Origin of the sequence: Ruegeria hyattellae, assembly GCF_041537925.1 — a bacterium.
Taxonomy (GTDB): Bacteria; Pseudomonadota; Alphaproteobacteria; order Rhodobacterales; family Rhodobacteraceae; genus Ruegeria_C.
In genome coordinates this window covers 22,101-40,148 of record NZ_JBGOSH010000024.1, presented here as the reverse complement: position 1 = coordinate 40,148, position 18,048 = coordinate 22,101, and the positions used below count along the sequence as shown (strand labels likewise).

Sequence of the window (18,048 nt, the reverse complement as noted above, 5' to 3'; positions counted from 1 at the left end):
TCGTGGAGCCGATGCCATCATCCCACCGCGCAAGAATGCCCAACCGTGGAAACCAAACACTGCTGGCACCATTGCCCGAAACGAGGCAGCAAGGACCTGCAAATGCCTGGGTCGAGCACTGTGGCGGCGGCTGACCGGATACCACCCCAGAAGCCGCGCCGAAACGAAGATGAACTGCGTCAAACTGCTTGGCCAGGGCCTTATGGCCCGAGACTTCGACCGGCAGGTCGCTGAGCTCCAAGTCCGGATCGCGGTGCTCAACCGCTACACCGCTCTTGGCATCCCTGTCACAGAACCCGTAGGATAAATCCCTCCGGGGAAAGGGCCTGTATGCTCAAAACCCCATTTGGGCAAGAATGCAGTCCAATGTGCCTTTAATGCACACAGGGTTCTGTAGCCAAGACATCTATGCTTGATTGACACCAACCAAATCGGAATAGGAACGCTCACCGCGAGTGATTTGCCGTTTGAGGGTGTTCTTTGCCGCTTTGACCTTACCCTCGCTTAGAAGCACTGTGATCGCTTGATGTTCCTTAAACGACTTCGTCGTTCGATCGGAACGCTTGGACAAATGGGTCCGCATAGTTTGGACGATATCGCTGACTTTTTGATAACCATCCTGCAGATAGCTGTTGCCGCAGTATCTGAAAAAGGCGTCGTGAAACTCTGCGTCAAGTTCCAAGTACTGCTCGAATGCATCCGCCTCCCGCGCTTCAGACATCTTCGAAACAATTGCAGAAAGCTCATCAATCAGAACGGTGCAAGCCTTATCAAGCGCCTGCTCCAAAGCTGCAGATTCGAGAATGAGCCTATACTGGCAAAGCTGCACCACGTCCTCTTGAGCAAGGGAGAAAACAAAAGCCCCTCGATGCGGAAAGATCTGAACGAGACCCTGCAGGTTCAGAGCTGCTAGCGCCTCGCGAATCGGAGTTTTGCTGATGCCCATGGCATTTGACAGCTTCACTTCCGGCAGTGCTTCACCCAGCCGAAACGCGCCATTGATAATGCCCTTGCGGATATGATCTTCGGCAGTTTTGCTCAACGAATCCGGTCGCTTGATCTGCAATATCTCGGTCATGTTCACTTCGTCCTTTTTCGCCTTTCTATCACAATAGCACATGTAGGCTTGATTTCTATATTATATCTGATATCTCAGATGATAGATCGAAAAATGCTAACCAAATCCTTGGGAGGATACCTTGTTCAAGAAATCAACACTCGCGCTAGGCGTCGTCATGTCTGCCGGACTTGCCTTTGCAGCATCTGCTGAAACAGTCATAAAGGTCGGTCATGGCGCCGCAGAAGCGTTTCACATGCATCGCGCGCTACTTAAGTTTGAAGAACTGGTCGAAGCCGGCTCGAACGGTGAGATCGACGTTCAGATCTTCCCTTCGTCGCAGATGGGCCCCGATCGTGAGATGATCGAGGGCGTTCAAACCGGCGTTCTTGAAATGGCCATTCCCCCGTCTTCTTTCTTCGCAGGCTGGGATCCGGCCTTTGCCGTGATCGAGCTTCCCTACATGTACGCCTCGAAAGACATCGCCTTTGATGTACTTGATGGTGACGCCGGTGATGGAATGCTCGGGCGGGTTGAGAACCAGGGTCTGGTCGGTCTTGGCTGGCTTGAGTTGGGTGTGCGTAATGTGACCAACAATGTCCGTCCGGTCGCGACACCCGAAGACCTCGAAGGTGTCAAGCTGCGTACTATGAAGGTTCCGGCACATGTGGCAACATTCGAAACCCTCGGGGCCAACCCGACGCCGATGAACTTTGGCGAGGTCTACTCCGCCCTACAGCAAGGCGTGATCGACGGGCAGGAAAACCCGCTGGCGATCATTACCTCACAGCGTTTCTACGAGGTGCAGAAATACCTTTCGACCACGGGCCATGTCTTTGCTGTATACATGCCGGTCATTTCCAAAACGTTCTTTGACTCACTGCCTGCGGAGCATCAGCAACTGGTTCGGGACTCGATGGCCGCCGCACGTGATCATCAGGCTGAGCTGGTCGCCAGCGAAGATGCCGAACAGCTGGAACAGATCCGCGCCGCCGGTGTTGAGGTTCTGGAGCTGACTGCAGAGCAGCGACAGGCCTTTGCCGACAAAACCGAAAGCGTTCGCCTGCAATATCGCGATGAGGTTGGCGCTGAAGCTTACGACGCCTGGGTGACCGCGGTAACTTCAGCGAGCGGAAGCTGACCCACGGCATACTCAGCCAATCCGGGCACCCGCGCCATGAAAGTTCGGGTGCCCCTTTCGTTCAAGGGGAGGTAAACGATGTCGGTTATCAAATGGATCGATATGAATGCCGAAAAGGTCTTAGCCAGCGCGCTCCTGGCCGCGATTGTCTTTTTGATCTTTGGCAATGTGTTCATGCGCTACATCATGAATGCATCTCTTTCATGGGGCGAAGAGCTAACGCTTTGGTTGTTTGTCTGGTTCGTTTGGCTCGGCGTCAGCTATGCGTTCCACACAGGCGATCATGTGCGCATCACGGTCCTGCGTGATGTCCTGAGTGAGCGTGCGAGGCTTTATGCGGATGTTGTGATCTCGCTTCTTGTCCTTGGGTTTCTGATCGTTCTGACAGTTGAATGCGTCAAGTTGATCCTGCAGCCCTTTGTGGCCAGCCAGACCTCGGTTGTTCTGGGATTACCGATCCCAATCCTTTACGCCTCAGCGCCGGTTGGCGCAGGTCTTTCCGCGATCCGCGTCGTTCAACACTTGATCCGAACCCTGCGTCTCATCGCAAGAACCAAAGCGTGAGGAACCCCGAATGCTTGCAACTACGCTTTTCCTGACCCTCTTTGCGCTTTTGCTCTTCAGCGTGCCAATTGGCATCTGTCTGGGTCTTGCGACCATGATCGTGATGGTCTTTGTGGATGGCACGCCACCGATGGTGCTTCTGGCGCGCTCGGTGGTGACAGGTGCGGACTCGTTTCCCTTGATTGCCGTTCCTCTGTTCATTCTGGCAGGCGATCTGATGCAGCACGGCGGAATGTCCCGCCGATTGGTTGGCTTCGCCAATGCACTGATTGGTCATATTCGGGGTGGGCTGGCTTATGTGAACGTGCTCGCCTGCGTATTCTTTGCCGCCATATCCGGGTCGTCTCCCGCAACCGTAGCCGCCATCGGATCAAACATGATCCCCGAAATGGAGAAGATCGGCTATACGCGCAAATTCAGCGGCGCATTGACGGCGTCTTCGGGGATGATCGGCGTGATGATCCCACCCAGCATCCCCTTCATCATCTATGGTGTTACTGCCGAGGTTTCGATCGGCAAGCTATTCCTTGCAGGCGTTGTGCCTGGCATCCTCTTTGCCCTCATGTTCATGTTGGTCGCCCGCATCCTGTTGCGAAAGGATGAGGTTGTTCAGCAATCGACAACCACGTTTTCAGGCCCTGGCGTCTGGCAGAGTTTCCGGTCTTCGATCTGGGCGCTTCTGGTGCCCGTGATCATTCTTGGCGGCATCTACAGCGGTATCTTCACCCCTACCGAAGCTGGTGCCGTCGCCGTTGTTTATGCCGCCTTTATCGGTATTTTCGTCTATGGCGATATCACTATCAAAGATCTGCCAGAAGTTTTGGCGGGTAGCGCCAAGACCAGCGGAACCATTCTGATATTGGTGATCATGGCGACCGCCTTTGGCAGGCTGATTACGCTTGCGCGGATCCCGACAGAACTCGCCACAACAATCACCAGCCTGTCCGACAATCCGATCATCATCCTGCTGTTGATCAATGTGCTTTTGCTGGTGATCGGCATGTTCATGGAGACGATTTCGTCGATCATCATCATGACGCCAATCCTGCTGCCAGTTGCAACCGCATTGGGTGTCGATCCTATCGTCTTTGGTGTCATTCTGACGGTTAATCTGGCCATCGGGTTCTGCACCCCCCCATTGGGTGTAAACCTGTTCGTGGCCAGCAGTATTTCGAAGGTCTCTATCGAAAGCCTCAGCCGGGCGATCCTGCCATTCTTTGCAGGCATGCTGATCCTATTGATGCTCATCACCTATGTGCCCGCAATTTCCTTGGCCTTGCCGTCTCTTTGGTGACCGGCTGAAGACATTCGACAGCTAGACACCTAAACCAGAGGACTCGGATGGATCTGGACCTATCTCACCCGTCGATAGAAGACCTTCGGAAAACCGCGCGAAAGCGAATTCCGAAGTTTGCCTTCGAATACCTCGACAGCGCAACCGGCCGGGAACTGGGGTTGAAAGTAAATCGCGACGCACTTGATGCCATCGGGTTCATGCCACGTGTTCTATGCGGCCGAACAAAATCCGACCTGCAAACCACGCTGATGGGTCAAACATATGATCTGCCTTTCGGGGTTGCACCCGTGGGCATGTCCGGCCTGATGTGGGCGGGTGCAGAGCGGATGCTTGCAAAGGCAGCGGTTGCACACAATATTCCGTTTTCATTGTCCAGCGTGGCAGTAGCATCGCCGGAAGATGTGGCGCCCTACATTGGCAACAACGGATGGTTTCAGCATTACCCGGTGAACTCCGGCGACTTACGCCGTGCGATGCTGCCGAGGATCAAGGCAGCGGGATTTCATACGTTGATCATCACGGTGGACGTCCCAGAAGAGAGCCGGCGCGAACGACAACGCCGTGCAAATCTGACCGTGCCTCCAAAAGCTGACTTGCGCACGCTGGCCGAAATGGCTTCACGGCCCGCGTGGTGCCTAGCGCATCTGCGCGAAGGAATCATGCCACGAATGCGGTTCTTTGACGATTATGTCCCCACGCGCGGACGCGAGAGCTTTACCCACGCGGGCGCCCTTATCCGTGGGATTCCGGATTGGGACTACCTGCGCGATTTGCGGCAGGAATGGGAAGGTCACCTGATCGTCAAGGGTGTCCTGCGGCCTGAAGATGCACAAAAAATGGTGACCGAGGGCGTGGATTGCATCTGGGTCTCAAACCACTCCGGGCGTCAATTTGAAGCCGGGCCCGCCGTGATTGATCAACTTCCGAACATCCGCGAGGCGGTCGGAACAGATGTGCCACTGATCTACGACTCCGGCGTCGCCTGGGGGTTGGACATAATGCGTGCCTTGGCCAAGGGCGCGGATTTCGTCATGGTCGGGCGCGCCTTTCAATATGCCGTCTCAGCGTTCGGAGCACGAGGGATCGACCATCTCGTGCACATCCTGAAAGCCGACATTGAGGCCAACTTGAGTCAGCTTGGCACTGAAAATCTCGACAACCTGGCGGAACACCTTATCAGAAATGGCTGATCAGCCCTCCCGGTGCGCTATGTATCACGCACATGCGCTCGCAGCCTCGCCAAGCAGTCCATTCACGATCAGATGAGCGGTAGAGCGCGAACAAGCCGTCGGCAGGTTATAGACCGTCGCCAGACGGGTCAGTGCCTTGACTTCAACATCATGCGGCATGGGTGACAGCGGATCGACAAAGAAGATCAGCGCGTCGAGTTTCTCTTCACAGATCATGGCACCGATCTGTTGATCGCCTCCGAGGGGGCCGCTTTTTAGACATGTAATATTCAGATCCGGAAACGCCTCTTTGGTCCGACCACTGGTTGTCCCCGTCGAAAAGACGCGCACTCTGGACAGGCGGGTCTTTTGAAGGCCCACCCATTCAACGATTTCGCCTTTTCGTGCGTCATGGGCTGCAAGTGCTAAACGCGGCGCCTCACCGGATGAACTGGTCAACGTAATCTACTCCAAGTCCGACCTCCGAGAAGTGTTTGCGGCATAGATCAATCTTGGTAAAGACATCTTTGTAGCCAGTGACTTCACCCCACGGATCAACATAGCACATCACGCCGTTGACCTGGAAATAGGTGACCATCTCCTCGACATCCTCTGGCGCGACCAGCGTATGGCTCTCGCCCGGCGGTTCGTAGACATAGCACCCTTCTTCAGCCACCCAGTCGTGTTCCAGATAATGCCAACGCCCTTTGAGAACGAAGCTGTGGACAGGTTGCGGATGACGGTGGCGCGACAGGTGTACTACCATTTAGCGTCATGTTGCTGCTCATGTGCGTATCTCTGGCCAAAGGATTGATAGACAACCTGCGCCGATTGAACCATGAGGCCCAATCGGACACGCCTACAAGTTCGTGATTGCGTTTCGTTAGTTCCTAGTCTTTTCAGTCACGTTCACCTGTGGATCGACTGAGTGCTAAAGTGTTTTGGAAACATTGACTGCAGTACAAACAGGCAGATCTTCAAAGCCTCCTCGGGTTTGAAGATATCCGAGTGCAAATGGTAGTCGGTCCAGAGCCCTTCCAGCAATGCAATCAATGCATCTGTTGCAATTTTGGCGTTGACGCCTTCGTATTCACCATCGTTCTTTATTTGCTCCAATAGTTCCAGGATCACCGCTCTGAAACCCTTGTCTCGTGAGTCAATGAATGGAAATATGTGTGGCTTCGAAAGCGCTTCAGCCCGAAACGAAAACCAGATCGCAACGTCTCGCGCATTAAGGACGAAAGGATCGAAATCCGCCTTTATGATAGCAATCAGCTTTTCAGCAGAGTCTAATTCTGGATTGTCCGCGATTGCCTTCCATTGCCCTGCATATCGCGCCGACAACTCCTCAGCCACGGCGAGAAGCAGCTTCTCTTTGGAGCCGAAGTGCAAGTTCACCATACCCCGCGACAATCCTGACAATTCCTGGATTCTTGCCGAGGTAGTTCCGCGAATTCCGAATTTATGGACGGCGTCCGCAGCCGCTTGGATCAACTGCTTTCGGTTCTGCAACTTACTCAGGTCTCGGGCATTGGTTGGGGTATTCGACTCGGCAGTAATCTTTTTGATCCTTCGCTGAGGTTCTCGCCCCTTGCCTTCTCGCATCTAGCGGAAACGAAGTTCAAGGATTGACATTAAATGAATGTTTATTCATTTTGTGATAAATGTTACACAAAGGTGCCACATGACCCTTTTAAACTCAAGCTTTCAGTCCATACGTGATTGGGACAACGAACACTTCCTGCACCCGTGGGAGGGAATGTCGTATCTGGGCCAAAATGAACGAACATTTACGGAGACCGGTCTTAGCGTTCACGTCGTGACAGAGGACGGAAAGCGCCTGATAGACGGGCCTGCTGGCATGTGGTGCGTGCAATTGGGCTATGGAAACGCTGAAATTGCCGACGCCATGGCCCAGCAGGCGAAGGAGATGGCGTACTTTTCGCCCTTCAACAATGCAAACTCAGTTCCGGCCCGTTTGGCACATGAGATCGCCAAGAGAACGCCCGGAGACCTAAACCATGTGTTTTTTACAACCGGTGGCTCAACGGCCGTAGATAGCGCTCTGCGGTTTATACAATTCCGCAACAACCTGCTGGGCAAATCCGAAAAGAAGATCGTGATATCGCGACAGAAGGCCTATCACGGATCGACTTACTTGGCGGCCTCGGTATCCGGAAAAGAGCGCGACAAAGGGTGGTTGGACCAGGCCTCTCACCTGACGCGCTTCCTGCCTAACGTGAACCCGTATACGCGTCGACCGGGTCAGACTATCGATGACTTTCTTAACGAAAAAATTTCTGATCTGGAGAACATGATCCTCCAGACCGGAGCTGACAAAGTCGCTGCTTTCATCGCCGAACCGATCCTGTGCTCCGGTGGAGTTATCGTGCCTCCACAAGGGTATCACCAACGCTGTCTGGAAATATGCCGGAAATACGATGTCTTGTATATTTCAGACGAGGTCGTGACCGGGTTCGGACGGCTTGGACATTGGTTTGCGTCCGAAGATGTCTTTGGAATTCAACCCGATATCATCACTTGTGCCAAAGGAATGACTTCCGGGTATGTACCAATGGGGGCCTGTATCATCTCTGATCGGCTTATTGAAGATGTGAGCGGAGAAAACGCGCAGGGCGCAACCTTCTCAAATGGTTTCACCTATTCAGGTCATCCAGTGAGCGCTGCAGCAGGTTTGAAGACAATCGAAATCATGGAGCGTGACGGCGTGTTGGAACACGTACGAGCAATTACTCCAATCTTCGAAGAGCGTCTTCAGGCTCTGGCAAAGTTACCACTAGTCGGTGATGCGCGCGGAATGGGGCTGGTTGGATGCGTAGAATGTGTTGCCGACGCAAAAGCTGACAATCTGTTGGACCTTGATAAGTCAGTAGGTGCATTGATTGATCGGCATTGCCAGGAGAATGGCCTGATCCTGCGACCGATCATCAACATGTGCGTATTTTCTCCGCCGCTGATCATCAGGGAAGGCGAGTTGAATCAGATGTTCGACATCCTCGAGAAGGGTATCCGTTTGGCGACTGAAGACCTGACACGTCAAGACGCGTTTAGATGTTAGGCTCCGCCTTGTCGCGGCATCACAACAGGCGTGTTGTGATGCCTTCTTAATGCCTAAAGGCGTTCACCCAGCCCGCATCGCCTCAGGCGGCAATTTTATCGGGAACTTGGACCGAACCTCTTCATCGACCTTACTACCAAAGTAGTTCGGGTAGTGATTGGACAGTATATCGTCTACAACCGACCGGCTCCGTTCAAACATGTCCTGGCGACCGGCTTTTTCCCAGGTATCTGTCAACTCCCGGTCCATCAGGTTCGGGTAAACATATTCGGTCTCCATGTATTGCAAGGTCTGCGCGTTACCGAGGAAATGACCCGGATCAATTGCGCACTCATGGATGACGTCGATCGAAAGCGTATCGTCGCTCACCTCGATTCCGCGAAGCGTTCGAGAGATCATGCCCGCCGCCTCGTTGTCGATAACCATCGATTCAAAGCTGCACCCCATCAGGCTGCCCACCATCCCGCCGAATTCGCAGAGCCTGTTGGCGCCGGCATGTGCTGCCAAGGCGAAGGTCAGCGCTTTTTCCAGACCATATTGCGCATCGGGGATTTTGGAATCCGTCATGCCACATCCGACGCTGGTCGGCAGGTTGTAGAAATTGCCCATCTGGATCGCTGCGGCCGAAATCAGCGCCTGCTCACCACTGCCGCCGGTAAACGATCCGGTACGAAGGTCGGTGATAAAAGGCCAAGCCGCGAAGACGACCGGAGTACCCGGGTTGATCATGTTGGCGATGGCGACGCATGACAGTGTCTCGGCCACGGCTTGCGCTAATGTACCGGCCAAAGGCGCGGGTGATGTCGCCCCGGCCTGTGGGGGAACGGCAAGGTCGCAGACCAGCCCCATTTTCGCCGTATCGATCAGGATTTCCAGATTCTCCCGACCGAACCGGAGTGGTGAAACGATGGGACAGCCGCCAAAGATGACCGAGGGTTTTTCAAGGAACTTGCCCTCCCCGCCCGATGCCAGATCGAATAGGTGGATCGCGTCCTGGATATGTTCTCGAGTGCGAAATGTCAGGCAGGATGGTTTCTCGCTACCTGCCAGAATTGCGTAGAGCATGCTCATGTCATGCTCGTAATCCTGCGGGACATCAGTCGCCAGAACAGTATCGCCGGTCATGTGAATATTGTCGAGCCGGTCAACCAGACGTGTAAAGTCGTAGATATCCTTGAGCGTTGATGGCCGGTAACTGCGCGTTCCCGCATCAAAGGTGGTCACCGCCGTGCCGGAGTTTGCGTAATACACCTTGTCCTTGGTGCAATGCATGTCGTCCTTACCGGCCCGCGATCCGCGCGCGTGTACATAGAATTCGCTGGTCGCTTTGTCTATAATATCTTCCATTAGCGCGCGCGGAAAACACAACCTGCCATGCTCATTCACTGACGCCCCCTTAGGCAGTACGAGATCAAGAACTTCCTGCGTGGGATCCCCGACCCCTGTACGTTCCAGAATGCCAAGGGCTGCCTCATGAATGCGCGCCATGTCTGTGTCTGACAGGGGTTTGTATCGCCCACCCGGTATGCCCGGCCAGATTGCCTGCGAAGCGGCGTTGCTGTTTCGCACGGCCGCTCGCGCTTCACGTCCGCCCCCGCGCCGTCTTGATCTGCGCTGCGTTACTTCTGTCATTATTCTTCTCCGAAATCTGAGCGTGTCAGATCATGCTGAAGTAATTGCGATAGAAGCCAGGAATACTCCATTCCATCTCGGACAACGGCCCCGGGACGAAATGATGCGAATTCACGCCTTCCTGATTGTGTCGGATGATCCGTTCGTCATCGAGCGACGTGACATGCCAGAGCCACGTCAGCGCATCCTTGTCATAGTCGCAACCCTCTGCGGCGTCGCCGTGCACATACCAGACGATCTGAATATCCGTTTCTTGCAGGGCTCGTGGGACGAACCGATACCCGACCACGTGATCCGCGTAGACGAGGAAGTAGTTTAGTGTCCCGATCCCCAGATCTGTGGCGCCGCCATCGTGGCCTTTCAGTTCACCTAGCGGCGGTGCCAAAGGTGCGCCATCCTTACTGCCGGTCATGTAGCCGGGGAACAGCGGGTAGCGTCGCCAATAGACATCCGCACCCGGCGCGACCGCATTTTCTCCGGTCAGGTCAAGCTCCTCAGTGGGAACTCCGGCTTCTTCCATCCGCACATGAAGTGCCCCGCTGAACTCCAGGACTTGAGCAGGGTCTTTCAGAGAATGACTGCGAGAATAATCCTGATGGGACGGCGCGCAGTGATAGCATTCGAGATAATTCTCCAAGGCCAGTTTCCAGTTTGACGGAACCGGGTATGAGGCCTCATGGGCAACCTTTAAATTTTCAAGGTCGAACGGCTTTGACAGGGGAGCCAGCCTTTCCAGCGCGGAGTCCAGCGGCGGCGCGTTTTCAGCCACGCAGACAAAAATAAGACCCTGAAAGATCTTCACCTGGGCTGGGAATAGCCCGTACTGGCTTGGATCAAAATCCGCTCCCATTGACCGTCCGTTTCTCAGATTGCCGTTCAGGTCAAAGGTCCACGCGTGATAGGGGCAGATGAAATTGCGCGCCTTGCCTTTTTGTTCAATGCAAACACGCGAGCCTCGGTGGCGACAAACATTCAGATGCGCGCGTACCTCGCTCTCGCGGTCCCGTACGATAATCACGGACTCGGGGCCGTAATCGAATAGGAAGTAGTCACCGGGTTCAGCGACTTGGCTGACGTGACCGACCCAGATCCAGTTTTGGTTCCAGAACGTGCTAATATCATTTTCGTATACTGCCTGAGACGTATAGAAATGACGCGGCAAGGCGAACCCTTCCCGCTGCGCTTCCATCAAGTCGCGCATTACTTGCAAGTCGTCTATTGGCATGGCGCACCTCATACAGATTCAAGGGAAACGATTTCCCGACGGAACAATTCACGGTCGATTTCGCCCGTATCGCGTTCAAAATTCCGGGCAGCCATGTGACCAGAATATACGGCGTCAGCTATCAAGCCGGGGTTTGCAGCATCACCGATCAATTCCAGCTTTGTCAGCGGACTGTCAGCCAAGCCACGAAGCGTGTCGTACAGGGTGGTCTCACGCGCTCGCTGCGTCACCAACACGACAGAGCCACATTCAATGATCTGTTCTCGCGCCGTGTAGGTGCATTGCACATTCGCCTGACCGGGCGCCACACTTTCCAAAGTATGGGACAGGACCAGCCGAACGCCCTTTTCCAGTAGACTGCGTTGCACTTTGGTCTGTTCCAATGTCAATTCGGTGAAAGGCGAAACAATCGAGGCCGGAGTTACAAAAACAATCTCTCGCCCGGCCTGAGCCAAATGATCCGCCAGCACTCCGCCAAGATAGGCCTGATCATCATCGTAGACCAAAACCGGACCGTCCCCCGGCACTACCCCTGACATGATGTCATCCGGAGTGAAAAACTGGGTGCCAGAATCTATTGATACGCCGTGAAACGCAGATTTCCCGCGACCATCTCGCCGCCATGATGCGCCAGTCGCCACAAAGACGTTCGGAATACCCAGCTCGACAACCTCACTTGCTGACAAGCGGCTGTCGGTGAACAGCTGAACATTCCCGCGTTGTTGCAGGTCGTAGATCCTATGATCTGTCACGCGCTTCCAGGCGGATAGCCCGGTCAGGCTGGATTCCTGCAACACACGACCGCCAAGCTCTTGCTTTGCTTCGGCCAGAGTTACCTCGTAGCCCCGACGCGCCAGTTGCATGGCGCACTCAAGTCCGGCTGGCCCGCTGCCAACAACAAGCGCGGCTTCCTCTTTTCCTCTGTCTTCGATGATTTCAGGATGCCACCCCCGGCGCCACTCTTCGCCCATCGTCGGGTTTTGCGTACACCGGATTGGGACGCCCAGTGAATCGGATGAAACACAGATATTGCAGCCGATACATTCTCGGATTTCTTCGATGCGCCCGTCCTTGATTTTATTGGGTAGGAATGGATCGGCAATGGACGGTCGTGCCGCGCCGATAAAGTCAAGGATGCCCTTCTTGACTAGTGACACCATCAAGTCAGGCGAGGTAAGGCGCCCGACGCCTACAACGGGCTTGGTGGTGACCTGTTTAACGAACTCGACATACGAAGCTTGAAAGCCGTCGCGGGGCTCAAATCGGGTCGTTGCAGAGTCGTTGCTCCAATCCGCAACGTTTACGTCCCAGAGATCTGGCAACTCCGCCAGCAACTCGACAACGGCACGCCCTTCTTCCTGCGCCTGCATCCCGTCGGCCCCGAGCATTTCGTCAACTGCAAACCGCAGAGCAATGGCGCAATCGTCCCCGACTTCTTCTCTGGTTTCTTCCAGAAGCTCTCGGGTCAGGCGCACCCGGTTCTCCAACGAACCACCGTATTCGTCAGTCCGGTCATTGAACTGCGGTAGCAGAAAATGGTGCGGCAGGGTCATGTGATGACCGGCATAGACATACACGATGTCAAAGCCTGCCTCACGCGAGCGCCGTGCTGCTGCGCGATGCCATTTTCGAAACTCACGAATGTCCGCCTTGTCCATAGCCCTGGCCTGTTTCGGGTATGGCGTCTGGAGTGCGAGTTCAGATGGGGCCAGCAGCGGTGCCCGGCTAAGGTGGTTTTGTGCATGATGACCGTTATGAGCCAGCTGGATTGCCGCAAGCGATCCCTTCTCTTGAACTGCGTTGGTTATCAGACGCAGCGCAGGAATGTCCCGATCGTCCCAGATCCGGTTCTCAGAATAAGGAGACAGATCCGAAGTTGGATGAATCTCGGCCTCCTGGGTGGACACCACGGCCCAGCCGCCCTCGGCCTTCATTGCCCGCATCGCAGCCTCGGCCTGCGGGCGTAAATGCCCCAGCCCGTTGCAGTGGGGCACTTGATAGAACCGATTGCGCGCCGTCACTGGCCCGATTTGAACCGGTTCGAAGAGAACAGAGTATCCTACAGCGCCAGACATTGCCGCGCTTCCTCCAGAAAATTTGGAAATAGTTCTGTGGGAGTGGCAGGATTCTAGCTTCCTACCACTCCCGGCTGAGACATTGGGTGTTCTTAGAAGCCCGCTTTGATGCGCTCGAACTCTTTCAACATCTTCGCTTCAAGCTCAGGGTTGACCGCATCGAAGAAAAGGCTGGCCTCAAAGAAGCTGTCCACATCCGAGAATCCATAGGTTTCAATCAATTCCGGATCTGCTTGCGCGAATGCGTCTTCGTTGGCATGGGCATAACCCCAGCTTTCGATGATGTACTTACCGCTCGCCGCAGAGCTGAGCGCGTTGAGCATGTCATAGACCTGCTCATCCGACTGTTTCGCAGACTTCAGATGCACATAACCGCAGACCCAGGTAGCGATACCTTTATCTACATCCCGCATCATGACCGCGGGGGTCTCGTTCCAGATCAGGTTCAGTTCCGATTGGTTCCAGCCCCAACCCAGTGTCACTTCACCGCTGGCAATTGCCTGGTCCAGTTGACCCGCGTCAGACCAGTAGAAACGTACATTCGGATGAATCGCGCGCAGGTAATCGGCTGCTTTCTGGAATTCCTCGTCACTCATATCGGTATAGCTGGAGGCCCCGGTTGCCAGAGCGGCCATCGCAAATGCGCTGGATGCAGCGTCAGGAATTGCAACTTTGCCCTGATAGGCGGGATCCACCAGCAGTTGCAGCGAAACATCGTCCGCCGAAACCATATCTGTACGATAGATCAAACCTGTATTGCCCCACTCGAAAGGCACCATATAGGTCTGACCGTCGATCGTGATGCCATCGACCTCTTTGATCTTGGGCATCAGTTTGTCCCAGTTCTCCAACTTGCTGGTGTCGATTGGCTTGATCATGTCCGCCGCGACCCACTTCCTCAGGGCATCTGTGCAGGGATGGGCCAAATCTGCCTCAAACCCGGACTGAAGCTTAGTGAATGCCTCTTCTACGCTGCCAAAGTAGGTGTAGCTGGGCGCGCCACCATATTTTTCAACGTAGTCACCATAAAACCCCTGATCCTCGTAACCGGACCAGTCGAAAACGGTCAGATCAGCCGCATTGGCTAGCGCTTGGCTTGCTGTGAAGGTGGCAACTAGCGCTGCCGTAAGTGATGCTGTCTTATTCATTTTTATCCTCCCAAAGATTCCCGTTTGCCCAAGTCGATCACCGAGGCGCTTTGAACGCCAAGCCAAACTGTGTCTCCGCGGCTATGATCGACAGTATGAAAGTAGTTTGGTACTGCGACAGCAATGCTCTCGGCCAGCCCGTCGATGCGGACATAATAGTGGACGCTCTCACCATAGAAGGCGACGTCCGATACCTCGCCCTGAACAAGAGCGTCGTAGCCATCCGGTTTTTCTGCGCTAATTTCCAATTGCTCCGGGCGAACGCCGACCAGCAGCTCCTTGTCATGCAATTGAACATTTGGGTTCACCCCGATTGTCATCTTCCCAAACCCTTGAACAATTACCTCCAGCAACTCAGATTTCTCCGCCGTTACGACGGCATCCAGAAAATTCATTCCGCCGATAAAAGAGGCCACTTCTCGGTTGCAGGGTTGGGAATATAGAACCTCCGGTTTATCAACCTGCTTGAGCTGCCCCGCGAACATTACACCGATCCGGTCGGACATGGTCATCGCCTCGTACTGGTCATGCGTAACCATGACGAAGGTAATTCCAAGCTTTTGCTGCAGACGGCGCATTTCCAGCTGCATCGCCTCGCGTAGGTTTTTGTCCAGCGCGGACAATGGTTCATCCAGCAACAACACCTTCGGCCGCATGACCAGCGCGCGGGCCAGCGCGACGCGCTGGCGCTGGCCCCCCGACAACTCATTGGCCTTGCGGTCCTGCAAGCCACCGAGCTCAACCATCTCGAGGGCTTCCGCAACACGTTCCTTTATTTCTTTCCGCGAGAGCTTTGTCTTGCGCAAGCCGAAGGCGACATTGTCACCCACATTCAGGTGCGGAAAGATCGCGTAGCTTTGGAACACCATGTTGGTGGGGCGTTTGTTTGCCGGCACCTCACCCATCTTACGTCCATCAATCCGAACCTCACCCTCTTCGTGATCCTGAAATCCCGCGATGATGCGTAGTGCCGTTGTCTTCCCGCAGCCCGAAGGACCAAGCAGCGAAAAGAACTCACCCTCTTTCAATGAAAGGTTCAGATCGGACACAGCCACAAAGGAACCAAAGCGTTTTTCGACGCCCTGAATTTCGATGATGTTCTGTTCGCTCATCTTGTTTGTTTCCCTTGGCTTCAATCCGAAGATTGGGTGGAACGGCGGCGGAAGTATTCAGCAATAAGCAGCAGCAGGACGGAGGAGAGCAAAAGCAACGAGCCTAGTGCCAATGTATTGGGCAGCTTTGCTGGGAAACGGATCTGGCTCCAGATGTAGACTGGCAGCGTCGGGCTGTTTCCAGACAGGAAGAAGGCCAATACGAACTCGTCAAAGGAAACGGTGAACGTGACCAAAAGGCTGGCGACGATGCCCGGCGCGACAATTGGCAGAGTGACGCGCCGAAAGGTTCCCACAACGCTTTCGCCCAGATCAAAGGCCGCTTCTTCCAAAGACTGGTCGAAATCGTCAAACGCGGATTTCATGATCGATACAGCGAAAGGCAACGCCACGAAGACATGGCCAAGAATCACGGTTGTCAGCGACGGTTTTAGCCCGATGCTGATGAAAAGAACCAGCATCGAACTGGCAACGATAATGCCGGGGATGACCAGCGGGAGCATGACTAGACCTTCGGACAATTCCCGCCCTTTGAACCGGTACCGGACATAGGCGCGAGCGGCGAACAGGCCCAGAGATGTTGCCATCAAGGCGGTTAAGCTGCCGACGATCAGAGAGTTAACCATCGCCTTCAGCAATGTATCTTGCTGCCCCAGTTGCGCGTACCACTTCAACGTGAACCCCTTAAGCGGGAAGGCCACGATGGTTCCGTCATTGAACGAGAACAACGGCAAAAGCAAAACCGGCAGGTAGAGAAACACCAGATAAGCGACTGCGTATACGAGCAACCATGGGATCTGAATGGCCTTGGTCATCTGATCCTCCGCCCTAGTGCGGTGACAACCATAACGAACAGGATTGCGACACAGCCGACCGAAAGCATGGCAAGCAGAGATAAGGTTGCACCCAACGGCCAGTTATTGGCGGCGCCAAACTGTACCTGGATCAAATTGGCAACCATTTTACCTTGCGATCCACCAACCAGCGCCGGAGTGACATAGTCGCCCACCGTAGGAATGAAAATGATCAGGCACGCTGCAATGATCCCCGGCACTGTCAGGGGCAAAGTAACGCGGACGAACCTTTCAAGTTTGCTGCAGCCAAGGTCGGTTGCGGCCTCCAACAGGCTGCGGTCGATCTTTTGCAGCGACACATAGATCGGCAGGATTGCAAATGGCGCCCACGCATGAGCAAGCGTGAGAACAACGGCAAATTCGTTGTAGAGCAGGAATGTCAGCGGTTCCTGAATTAGCCCCAGCGAGATCAAAGCCGAGTTCATCACCCCATTGAAGCCAAGGATCAGCTTCCAGCTGAACACCCGCAGCAGGTAGCTGCTCCAAAAGGGAATGGTGATCAGCAAAAGCCAGAGAGTCTTTTTTTGCGTCCGAAATGCGATGAAGTAGGCGATCGGATATGCGAGGCAGACAGTTGCCAACGTCACGGCCCCTGCAATTGCAACCGAACGGATCATCAAGTGACGAACCAGCGGGTCGGTAAACGCCTCCTTATAGTTCGCCCAGGTCAGCGTGCGGTCAATCTCGACATATGTCTGGGTCCAGAAGCTGTAGGCGACAAGAATGCAAAGAGGCACCGCGACAAGCAAGCCAACATAGAGCGTCGCAGGTGCGCTCAGTGCCAGGCCCTTGCCCGTTTCACTTCGTATGACTCCGGTCATGCTTCCCTGCTGAACTTTGCTTTCGGTGGCGCGACAATATCAATCACAAAATGGACAATCGTCCATTTAAATCTGGAATTTTTGGGCAAGCTGTGTCAACTGATATTTTCACAACCGGGACTGGCCAATTTCACAAGAGCCGCCAGAAGACGCCGCAAGAGACTGAAAACAAACAGAACCGCCTGATCAAATGACTGGAAAGCGCCAACAGATACGAGAACGAAACCGCCTGTCTCTGATCGAGGCGGTACTCGACTCGGTTGCAGAGAAGGGAATCTCTGAGACGTCGGTTAGCGAGATCATTCAGCGCGCCGACTTATCCCGCGGCATGATTCACCTTCATTTTGGCGGCAAGGATAACCTAGTGGACGAAGCCGCCCGCTACTCGTCAGAGCAATACTACAGAGGCATCTACGCCCTGCTGGAAACAACTGGGCAAACTGGTCAAGAACACATCGAGATGATTGTTCGGGGTGATTTGAGTGAAGCCATCCTTAACAAGAAGAATGTTTCAGTTTGGTACGCATTTCGCGGTGAAGCCAGAAACAGAGCGGCAATCGCGGCCTTTTCAGATACACGCGACGCAAAGCTTCGGAACCTGGTCTTCAACGCGTTCGCTCGGATTGCGAAAGAAGCTGAAATCGAACACCCCAATCAGGTTGCGCGCGACGCTACTCACGGCACACTCGCGATGTTGGAAGGTATGTGGACCGATTACCTACTCCACCCGGATTCGTTTGATCGCAACGAGGCAATTAGAATTGTTTTTCGATTTTTAGGTGCAATGTTCCCCAAACACTTTGGCCTTAGCGGCGCCCTATCATCTGAGTGACAATTTCGACCGAGTTTGTATCTGAATGCTTCATTCCAGTTC

General features: G+C 54.4%; 17 protein-coding genes and 1 pseudogene. 7 read left to right on the top strand and 11 right to left on the bottom strand.

All coding sequences use genetic code 11. The features are described 5' to 3' along the window. Nucleotides 1–307: pseudogene (locus AB1E33_RS28310) on the top strand (IS5/IS1182 family transposase); the annotation flags it as partial. A gap of 99 nt (nucleotides 308–406) precedes the next feature. On the opposite strand, the gene AB1E33_RS28305 reads toward AB1E33_RS28310, so the two are convergent. Continuing rightward, nucleotides 407–1,078, bottom strand: a complete 672-nt coding sequence (locus AB1E33_RS28305; protein WP_372580569.1) for a GntR family transcriptional regulator — start codon at nucleotides 1,076–1,078, stop codon at nucleotides 407–409. 121 nt (nucleotides 1,079–1,199) lie between these two features. Here AB1E33_RS28305 and AB1E33_RS28300 point away from each other — a divergent pair, with 121 nt between their 5' ends. The 4 genes from AB1E33_RS28300 (at nucleotide 1,200) to AB1E33_RS28285 (ending at nucleotide 5,249) form a co-directional block, all read left to right on the top strand. Further along, a complete protein-coding gene (locus AB1E33_RS28300; protein WP_372580568.1) occupies nucleotides 1,200–2,198 on the top strand; it encodes a TRAP transporter substrate-binding protein in 999 nt (332 codons plus the stop codon). Between the two features lie 78 nt (nucleotides 2,199–2,276). Then, entirely contained in the window at nucleotides 2,277–2,762 is a 486-nt protein-coding gene (locus AB1E33_RS28295; protein WP_372580567.1) for a TRAP transporter small permease, read from the top strand. 10 nt (nucleotides 2,763–2,772) lie between these two features. Next, nucleotides 2,773–4,056 carry a TRAP transporter large permease gene (locus AB1E33_RS28290; protein ID WP_372580566.1) on the top strand — a complete coding sequence of 428 codons (1,284 nt, stop codon included), beginning with the start codon at nucleotides 2,773–2,775 and terminating at the stop codon, nucleotides 4,054–4,056. Nucleotides 4,057–4,103: 47 nt separating this feature from the next. Next, entirely contained in the window at nucleotides 4,104–5,249 is a 1,146-nt protein-coding gene (locus tag AB1E33_RS28285; RefSeq protein WP_372580565.1) for an alpha-hydroxy acid oxidase, read from the top strand. A gap of 24 nt (nucleotides 5,250–5,273) precedes the next feature. On the opposite strand, the gene AB1E33_RS28280 is transcribed toward AB1E33_RS28285, so the two are convergent. From AB1E33_RS28280 to AB1E33_RS28270, 3 genes are all read right to left on the bottom strand, one after another. Then, entirely contained in the window at nucleotides 5,274–5,687 is a 414-nt protein-coding gene (locus AB1E33_RS28280; RefSeq protein WP_372580564.1) for a methylglyoxal synthase, read from the bottom strand. Further along, entirely contained in the window at nucleotides 5,668–5,994 is a 327-nt protein-coding gene (locus AB1E33_RS28275; RefSeq protein WP_372580563.1) for a 2,4'-dihydroxyacetophenone dioxygenase family protein, read from the bottom strand. Before AB1E33_RS28275 ends, AB1E33_RS28280 begins: the two co-directional genes overlap by 20 nt. 143 nt (nucleotides 5,995–6,137) lie before the next feature. Further along, on the bottom strand, nucleotides 6,138–6,740 hold the full coding sequence (locus AB1E33_RS28270) for a TetR/AcrR family transcriptional regulator (protein WP_372580562.1): 603 nt from the start codon (nucleotides 6,738–6,740) through the stop codon (nucleotides 6,138–6,140). A 172-nt stretch (nucleotides 6,741–6,912) separates the two neighbouring features. On the opposite strand from AB1E33_RS28270, the gene AB1E33_RS28265 reads away from it, so the two are divergent. Then, nucleotides 6,913–8,307, top strand: coding sequence for an aminotransferase (locus tag AB1E33_RS28265; protein WP_372580561.1), 1,395 nt, complete (start codon nucleotides 6,913–6,915; stop codon nucleotides 8,305–8,307). A gap of 63 nt (nucleotides 8,308–8,370) precedes the next feature. Here the strand turns inward: AB1E33_RS28265 and AB1E33_RS28260 are convergent, their stop codons facing one another. The 7 genes from AB1E33_RS28260 to AB1E33_RS28230 form a co-directional block, all read right to left on the bottom strand. Beyond that, nucleotides 8,371–9,939, bottom strand: a complete 1,569-nt coding sequence (locus AB1E33_RS28260; protein ID WP_372580560.1) for a trimethylamine methyltransferase family protein — start codon at nucleotides 9,937–9,939, stop codon at nucleotides 8,371–8,373. Nucleotides 9,940–9,964: 25 nt separating this feature from the next. Continuing rightward, nucleotides 9,965–11,164, bottom strand: a complete 1,200-nt coding sequence (locus AB1E33_RS28255; protein ID WP_372580559.1) for an aromatic ring-hydroxylating oxygenase subunit alpha — start codon at nucleotides 11,162–11,164, stop codon at nucleotides 9,965–9,967. A gap of 8 nt (nucleotides 11,165–11,172) precedes the next feature. Then, nucleotides 11,173–13,239, bottom strand: coding sequence for an oxidoreductase (locus AB1E33_RS28250; RefSeq protein WP_372580558.1), 2,067 nt, complete (start codon nucleotides 13,237–13,239; stop codon nucleotides 11,173–11,175). Between the two features lie 92 nt (nucleotides 13,240–13,331). After that, nucleotides 13,332–14,387 (bottom strand): ABC transporter substrate-binding protein, encoded by a 1,056-nt coding sequence (locus AB1E33_RS28245; protein ID WP_372580557.1) that lies wholly within the window; start codon nucleotides 14,385–14,387, stop codon nucleotides 13,332–13,334. A 2-nt stretch (nucleotides 14,388–14,389) separates the two neighbouring features. Next, the gene (locus tag AB1E33_RS28240; protein ID WP_372580556.1) at nucleotides 14,390–15,499 is read right to left on the bottom strand and encodes an ABC transporter ATP-binding protein; all 1,110 of its coding nucleotides are present in this window, start codon (nucleotides 15,497–15,499) and stop codon (nucleotides 14,390–14,392) included. Between the two features lie 20 nt (nucleotides 15,500–15,519). Further along, a complete protein-coding gene (locus AB1E33_RS28235; RefSeq protein WP_372580555.1) occupies nucleotides 15,520–16,314 on the bottom strand; it encodes an ABC transporter permease in 795 nt (264 codons plus the stop codon). Beyond that, complete coding sequence (locus AB1E33_RS28230; protein ID WP_372580554.1) at nucleotides 16,311–17,174, bottom strand: ABC transporter permease; 864 nt, start codon at nucleotides 17,172–17,174, stop codon at nucleotides 16,311–16,313. The genes AB1E33_RS28235 and AB1E33_RS28230 overlap by 4 nt, the downstream gene beginning before the upstream one ends. 190 nt (nucleotides 17,175–17,364) lie before the next feature. Here AB1E33_RS28230 and AB1E33_RS28225 point away from each other — a divergent pair, with 190 nt between their 5' ends. Beyond that, nucleotides 17,365–18,006 carry a TetR family transcriptional regulator C-terminal domain-containing protein gene (locus tag AB1E33_RS28225; protein ID WP_372580553.1) on the top strand — a complete coding sequence of 214 codons (642 nt, stop codon included), beginning with the start codon at nucleotides 17,365–17,367 and terminating at the stop codon, nucleotides 18,004–18,006. Nucleotides 18,007–18,048 lie beyond the last annotated feature (42 nt).

Excerpts from the sequence above, each read along its gene's own strand:
- AB1E33_RS28305 (WP_372580569.1), bottom strand. The coding sequence starts at position 1,078 with ATGACCGAGATATTGCAGATCAAGCGACCGGATTCGTTGAGCAAAACT.
- AB1E33_RS28295 (WP_372580567.1), top strand. The coding sequence starts at position 2,277 with ATGTCGGTTATCAAATGGATCGATATGAATGCCGAAAAGGTCTTAGCC.
- AB1E33_RS28290 (WP_372580566.1), top strand. The coding sequence starts at position 2,773 with ATGCTTGCAACTACGCTTTTCCTGACCCTCTTTGCGCTTTTGCTCTTC.
- AB1E33_RS28285 (WP_372580565.1), top strand. The coding sequence starts at position 4,104 with ATGGATCTGGACCTATCTCACCCGTCGATAGAAGACCTTCGGAAAACC.
- AB1E33_RS28275 (WP_372580563.1), bottom strand. The coding sequence starts at position 5,994 with ATGGTAGTACACCTGTCGCGCCACCGTCATCCGCAACCTGTCCACAGC.
- AB1E33_RS28265 (WP_372580561.1), top strand. The coding sequence starts at position 6,913 with ATGACCCTTTTAAACTCAAGCTTTCAGTCCATACGTGATTGGGACAAC.
- AB1E33_RS28260 (WP_372580560.1), bottom strand. The coding sequence starts at position 9,939 with ATGACAGAAGTAACGCAGCGCAGATCAAGACGGCGCGGGGGCGGACGT.
- AB1E33_RS28255 (WP_372580559.1), bottom strand. The coding sequence starts at position 11,164 with ATGCCAATAGACGACTTGCAAGTAATGCGCGACTTGATGGAAGCGCAG.
- AB1E33_RS28250 (WP_372580558.1), bottom strand. The coding sequence starts at position 13,239 with ATGTCTGGCGCTGTAGGATACTCTGTTCTCTTCGAACCGGTTCAAATC.
- AB1E33_RS28245 (WP_372580557.1), bottom strand. The coding sequence starts at position 14,387 with ATGAATAAGACAGCATCACTTACGGCAGCGCTAGTTGCCACCTTCACA.
- AB1E33_RS28240 (WP_372580556.1), bottom strand. The coding sequence starts at position 15,499 with ATGAGCGAACAGAACATCATCGAAATTCAGGGCGTCGAAAAACGCTTT.
- AB1E33_RS28235 (WP_372580555.1), bottom strand. The coding sequence starts at position 16,314 with ATGACCAAGGCCATTCAGATCCCATGGTTGCTCGTATACGCAGTCGCT.
- AB1E33_RS28230 (WP_372580554.1), bottom strand. The coding sequence starts at position 17,174 with ATGACCGGAGTCATACGAAGTGAAACGGGCAAGGGCCTGGCACTGAGC.
- AB1E33_RS28225 (WP_372580553.1), top strand. The coding sequence starts at position 17,365 with ATGACTGGAAAGCGCCAACAGATACGAGAACGAAACCGCCTGTCTCTG.